Below are 4,741 nucleotides of genomic sequence, written 5' to 3' on the forward strand. Positions count from 1 at the left end.
GCACCTCCCAGCCGTCCCAGGCGCCGGCATGCGCCTCGAGCACACCCTCGGGCAGGTCGGCGCGTCGCACGAGGCAGTGGCAGCCCACGAGGGCCTCGGCCATGTCGATGCCCTCCACGGCGTCGAACGTCACGATGGCCGTACGGTCGTCGACCGGCGCGACGGCCGTCACCCGCGCACGGCGCGGGGCGTCCAGCACGGGCGGCACGAAGGCAGCCTCTAAGCCCTCGGACAGCAAAAAGGGAAGGCCCGCCGCGCTCTGCGCGACGAACCCTCCCTGCAGGTTCTTCGTTCTCGCCAGTACGGCGACGTCCGTCCAAGCGCGCATCTAGTCGATGAGCTCCACTTCGACATGGGTGTTCGTGCGCGACGCGGCGGCACGGGCGAGCGTGCGGATGGCCTTGATGACCCGCCCTTGGCGGCCGATGACCTTGCCGGCATCCTCCTCGTTCACGTGGAGCTCCACGAGGATGGAGCCGTCCTCGGCATCGCTCGCCTCGATCTGCAGCTCATCGGGAAACTCGATGAGCGGGCGCACGACGGACTCGACGAGGCCGACGATGTCTTCCGTCTGCTCGGCCATGGCGCTTACGCGTTCTCGCGGGCGTTCTTGAGCAGGCGCGCCACCGTGTCGGTGGGCTGGGCGCCGTTCTTGATCCACTGGTCGACCTTCTCCAGGTCGAACTTCACCATCGCGGGGTTGGCGCAGGGGTTGTAGCGGCCGACCTCCTCGATGAACTTACCGTCGCGCGGGCAGCGCGCGTCGGCAACGACGATGCGGTAGTACGGGCGCTTCTTTGCGCCGTGGCGGGCCAGGCGAATTTTGACTGCCATGAAGGTGAACTCCTTTTGCTTCTTACGTCAGGTCGGGCGGGTTGGGCGGGGCCTTCTGGGCGCACGCACGATTCCCGCAAAACAGCAATTGCTTATGATACGGCGTAATCCCCCGTTTGACAAGCGATTGTCGTCTCGTAGTGCCCGCTATTGTACGCGAACCCTCGCAAAGCCGGCATCCCCGACCCCCCACGTCCTCGAAAAGCCCACGTTTCGCCCCCCGCTCGGCGCGTGGGAGAGTCTGACGAACCTGCGAGAAGGCTGCACCCGCGCCGCGGCCTTCTCGCAGGTGCTCTCGAAGGTGCGGGAAGTACGAGTTAATATGATCAATAACATCATGGACGAAAAAAAGTTGGCTCCGATCTCGTCCACCTAGGAGCCGCACTCTGAAAAGTCATTCGGGGAAGCCGGCGCCGCGCCCTCCCGCCGCAAGCCCCGACCGGGGCCCTCCTAGCCTCAGCAGGGACGGCGCGTGTCGACGCAGTCGCGGTAGTAGATATGGATGTCCTCGTAGCCGCCCATGAAGTTCACGAAGCCGCCGGGCACGGTGCCCACGCGCACGAAGCCCAGGTCCTCGTACAGGTGGATGGCCCCGGCGTTGCCGGCCACCACGGCATTGAACTGCAGGCCCCGGAAGCCCTTGCGCGCCGCCTGCGCCAGCGAGTCCTCCACGAGGGCACGGCCCAGACCGAGTCCGCGCACGCTCGACGCCACGGCGTAGCTCGCATTGCCCACGTGCGCGCAGCGTCCCACGTTGTTCGGATGGAGCACGTACAGGCCCATGACCTTTCCATCGAGGTCGGCCACCACGGAAAGCGTCTGGGCCGCGAAGAACTCCGCCGCCTTCTCCAACGTGAGCGGCTCGATCTGGGGGAAGGCCTCGCCACCCTCCACGACCTCGTTCCACACCTTTAGCATTCCCGCGAGGTCCTCCTCGCGGTACGGCCGAATCTCCAGGGCCATGGGCGCATCCTTTCTCGCGGGCTTCACCATGCGGCGCCAGTATAGCAGAGGGCGCCGCGCCGTCCATGCGGCGCGGCGGCAACCGTCGGATGCGGGAGGGAGGAGGACCCGGGGAGGTTGGCGGAGGAACCCTACTCGGCCACCAGCTCGCGCACGTCCACGCGCCTCACTTTTCGGGCGCTCGCGTAGGCGGCCACCAGGAACACGAGCGCGAGGCCGAGCGTCAGGCCGCCCACCATGAGCGGATTCGCGTCGATGGCGAACCGTGACACGCCGAACAGGCCGAACAGCTGCCCCATGAGCCAGCTGCCGCCGAGCGCCGCCGCCGTCGCGCCCAGCGCGCAGCCGACGAGCGCCACGAGGAAGAAGCGCAGCGCGAGCTGCAGGCGCAGGGCCCGCGAGGTGAAGCCGAGCGCGAGGTACACGCCCAGGTCATGGCGCTCGGCCGTGAACATGCGCCCGATGATGAGCGACACGGCTAAAAACGCGAGCACCGCCGCGACGCCCGCCATCGCATAGCCCATGACGGTGAACAGCTGCTGGATGAGATCGATCATGCTGGTGGTGTCGGCGAACATGCCGGTCGAGCGCGTGTCCACCGCGTCGCCGAACCGCGACTCGACGGCGGCGCGCGCCTCATCGGCGGCACCGGGATCGGCCAGCTGGTACTGGCGCGACGGCTCGGCGGCTTCCTCGGCGGTTCCGGCCAGGTCGCGCACTCCGTCGTAGGTGAGAATGGTGCCGTAGCCCGCATTGAACATGGCGGAGAGCAGCCCGCTCACCACGAACCGGCGCTCCTTCCCGTCCGCGCCGTCCACCGTCAGCTCGTCGCCCACCCGCAAGCCCATCGTCTTCGCCAGGTTGGTGCCGACGAGCGCCTCGTTGTCGTGCTCGGGCAGACGGCCCTCCGTCACGCCCTGCACGAGGGTTAGGTCGCTCAGGCCTGCGAACGAGTGGCTCTCCCCGCCGAAGCTCACCATGGCGAACGCCTCCTGCCACGACTTCTCGATGGGGCTCGACTCCTCGATGACGCGCTCGACTTCGGCTATGTCCACGTCGGGCGACGCGAGGGTGATCGACAGGTTGCTCTCCCACATGCCGAACGCGTCCTGTGCCGCGTTCTCGCCGCGCAGCGTGCCGCCGATGCCGAACACGAGCACGATGAACGCGCACAGGACGCACGCGCACCCTGCGAGCCCCACATAGCGCCGCTTCGCCGACATGATGGCGCGCACCGCCAGCTGCAAGCTCAGATGGCTGCCGCCCAAGGGACGCTCGCCGCGGCTGCGGAAGCGCACGTCGGCAGCGCCGCCGCGAAACGCCACGAGCGACGAGATGCGCGCGAGCTTGCCCGTCTTGAGCGCGACGACCGCCGCCACGAGCGCGAGCAGCACGGCCAGAAGGCCGATCGCCAGCGCAGGCGGGGTGACGTTGCTCGCCAACACGCCGGTGAGCTGGGCGAAGAACGGGAGCGCGAGGGGCACGAGGGCGGATCCCAGCGCGAGTCCCACGGCGAGTCCCGCCAGGCTCACGCCCGCGTACTCGACGACCAGCATGCCGCGCAGCGCGCGGTTCGGCAGGCCGAGGGCCTTGAGCGTGCCGTAGTCGGCGTAGCCCTCCTCGATGGAGGTCGACACCGTGTGCGTGCAGATGATGAGCGCTATCGCGAACAGAAGCAGCGCGAACACGCCCATGACGGCGCCCCCGATGACCACCACCATCATCGCATAGCCGACGAGCGTGTCGGAGGCGAACATCCCCGAAGCGGTGTTCGCCCAGGCGATCTCCTCCGCGATGATCCGGGCAAGGTCGGACGAGGTCGTGCCGGCCGCGCGCGCCTCGTCCGTCAAGCGCACGTTGATCTCGGCCATGCGGTACGCGGCGAGCTTCGCCTGGGACGTGAACAGCTTCTGCGTCTCGCCGTCGAAAGCCGCCGCGGCGTCCACCTCGGCGGCCACCTCGTCGAAGGTTCGCGCCGCCACCACGTAGCGCTTGATCTCCATGAACGGGGTGCCCATTTGGGGATCCTCGTAGAAACCCGCGATGGCGAGGCGCCGCGTCGAGTCCCCCACGATCACCTCGAGCTCGTCGCCTTCGCGGACACCGGGAGACGCCTGCATCGACATGGGCACGTACACCTCGTCGGGCCCGGGCTCGGGCATCTCGTCGACGAGGCTCATGCCGTCTTCGGAGAACAGGCGGAAATCAAGCGCATCGCCCCAGGCCACAAGCGCTGTTCCCGACGTGGGGTTCTTGTCGACGGCCGTGCCGTCCCCCCGGTAGTACTTTACGGGAACGCCCAGAGCGTCGTTCAGGCGCGCCTCGGAAACCTCGGGCAGCGCCTCGATCTCGGCGGCCACCTCGCGGTTGAGGTTCGCCGCCGCGTCGACGGCGTACACGTCGCCCGCCTCTATCTCGGCAAGGGCCGCCTCCTCGCGGGCGTTCAGGTCCACGTACATGCTCGCCGTGAACGTGAGCACGGCGCCCGTGAGGGCCATGAGCAGGAAGATGCCGAAGAACGACCGACGGCCGCGCTTGAGGCCGGCCGCGATCAGCGTGCGCATGAGCGCCATAGCGTCCACCCCCCCCTACCAGGCCAGCGACGACAGCCAGGCGTTCACCTGGGCGTCGCGGGCCTTGAGGTAGGCGGCGTCTCCGTCGGCGCGGAAGGCGGGCAGCTCGAGCTCGCCCTTGATCGAGCCGTCCTCCAGGTACAGCACGCGGCTCGCGCGCAGGGCGCAGAACACGTCGTGCGTGACCATGCAGATGGACTGGCCGCTTGCGTTCAGCTCGCCGAGGAGCGCGAGCACCTCGAGCGTGTTCGCGCGGTTGAGGGCGCCCGTGGGCTCGTCGGCGAACACGATGTCGGGGTCGTTCACCACGCTGCGCGCCACGGCGCAGCGCTGCTGCTGGCCGCCGGACGCCTGGCTGGGCAGGTGGTGCG

6 protein-coding genes are annotated in these 4,741 nt (G+C 68.6%); all 6 read right to left on the bottom strand.

The features are described 5' to 3' along the window. Positions 1 to 328, bottom strand: a 328-nt coding sequence (locus GPA_RS18750; protein WP_041238869.1) for a hypothetical protein, incomplete at its 3' end; no start/stop codon positions are given. Then, entirely contained in the window at positions 329 to 583 is a 255-nt protein-coding gene (locus GPA_RS02730; RefSeq protein ID WP_015538865.1) for a KH domain-containing protein, read from the bottom strand. Between the two features lie 5 nt (positions 584 to 588). Continuing rightward, positions 589 to 834 carry a 30S ribosomal protein S16 gene (gene rpsP / locus GPA_RS02735; RefSeq protein WP_015538866.1) on the bottom strand — a complete coding sequence of 82 codons (246 nt, stop codon included), beginning with the start codon at positions 832 to 834 and terminating at the stop codon, positions 589 to 591. Between the two features lie 456 nt (positions 835 to 1,290). Further along, positions 1,291 to 1,797, bottom strand: coding sequence for a GNAT family N-acetyltransferase (locus GPA_RS02740; RefSeq protein WP_041238870.1), 507 nt, complete (start codon positions 1,795 to 1,797; stop codon positions 1,291 to 1,293). A gap of 131 nt (positions 1,798 to 1,928) precedes the next feature. Next, positions 1,929 to 4,370 carry an ABC transporter permease gene (locus GPA_RS02745; RefSeq protein WP_015538868.1) on the bottom strand — a complete coding sequence of 814 codons (2,442 nt, stop codon included), beginning with the start codon at positions 4,368 to 4,370 and terminating at the stop codon, positions 1,929 to 1,931. Positions 4,371 to 4,385: 15 nt separating this feature from the next. Then, on the bottom strand, positions 4,386 to 4,741 hold a 356-nt coding region (locus GPA_RS02750), incomplete at its 5' end, for an ATP-binding cassette domain-containing protein (protein ID WP_156791118.1).

Source organism: Gordonibacter pamelaeae 7-10-1-b, assembly GCF_000210055.1.
Lineage (GTDB): Bacteria > Actinomycetota > Coriobacteriia > Coriobacteriales > Eggerthellaceae > Gordonibacter > Gordonibacter pamelaeae.

Bases quoted from the DNA above. Each gene is read 5' to 3' on its own strand.
- GPA_RS02740 (WP_041238870.1), bottom strand. From the start codon at position 1,797: ATGGCCCTGGAGATTCGGCCGTACCGCGAGGAGGACCTCGCGGGAATG.
- rpsP (WP_015538866.1), bottom strand. From the start codon at position 834: ATGGCAGTCAAAATTCGCCTGGCCCGCCACGGCGCAAAGAAGCGCCCG.
- GPA_RS02745 (WP_015538868.1), bottom strand. From the start codon at position 4,370: ATGGCGCTCATGCGCACGCTGATCGCGGCCGGCCTCAAGCGCGGCCGT.
- GPA_RS02730 (WP_015538865.1), bottom strand. From the start codon at position 583: ATGGCCGAGCAGACGGAAGACATCGTCGGCCTCGTCGAGTCCGTCGTG.